Source organism: Brevundimonas sp. UBA7534, from assembly GCF_002479325.1.
GTDB lineage: Bacteria > Pseudomonadota > Alphaproteobacteria > Caulobacterales > Caulobacteraceae > Brevundimonas.
The window spans coordinates 977-1,524 of the sequence record NZ_DLMO01000165.1 but is presented as its reverse complement, the minus strand read 5'-3'; the positions used below and the strand labels follow the sequence as shown (position 1 = coordinate 1,524).

At 67.3% G+C, this 548-nt stretch carries 1 protein-coding gene; it reads left to right on the top strand.

Going from position 1 to position 548, the window contains the following annotated elements; translation table 11 throughout:
- Nucleotides 1-548 (top strand): cation:proton antiporter (locus tag B2U11_RS14000; protein ID WP_292072598.1); only part of this gene is annotated, 548 nt, incomplete at both ends.

The following is a 548-nucleotide window of genomic DNA, read 5'->3' as shown; positions in this document are numbered from 1 at the left end:
TCGGCTTCGCCGTGGCGGCCTGGGCCGTCCGCTGGATCATGAAGCGCATCCCTGAGCGCGATCGGTGGTACGTGGCGCTGATCTGGCTGGCCGGTTGCGGGCTGGCGGGCGACTGGTCGGGCCTGCACTTCATGGTGGGCGCCTTCCTCGCCGGGGCGGTTCTTGACGCCCGGTGGTTCGACCAGGCCCGGATGGACCTGTTCCGCACCCATGTCCTGCTGGCGATCATGCCGGTCTTCTTCCTCAGCACCGGCCTGCGGACCCAATGGGGCGTCGGCGGTCTGATGGTGTTCGGCGCCGCGGCGGCTCTGCTGGTCGCGTCGGTGACGGGCAAGCTGGCGGGCGTTCACCTGGCCGGACGCATTTTGAAATGGCCGAAAGGCGAGGCCTCGGTGGTCGGCTGGCTGCTGCAGACCAAGGCCCTGATCATGATCATCTTCGCCAACATCCTGCTGGATCGGCAGATCATCACCAGCGAGACCTTCACGGCCCTGCTGCTGATGGCGGTCGGCTCGACCATGTTGACCATCCCCATGACCACGCCGCGC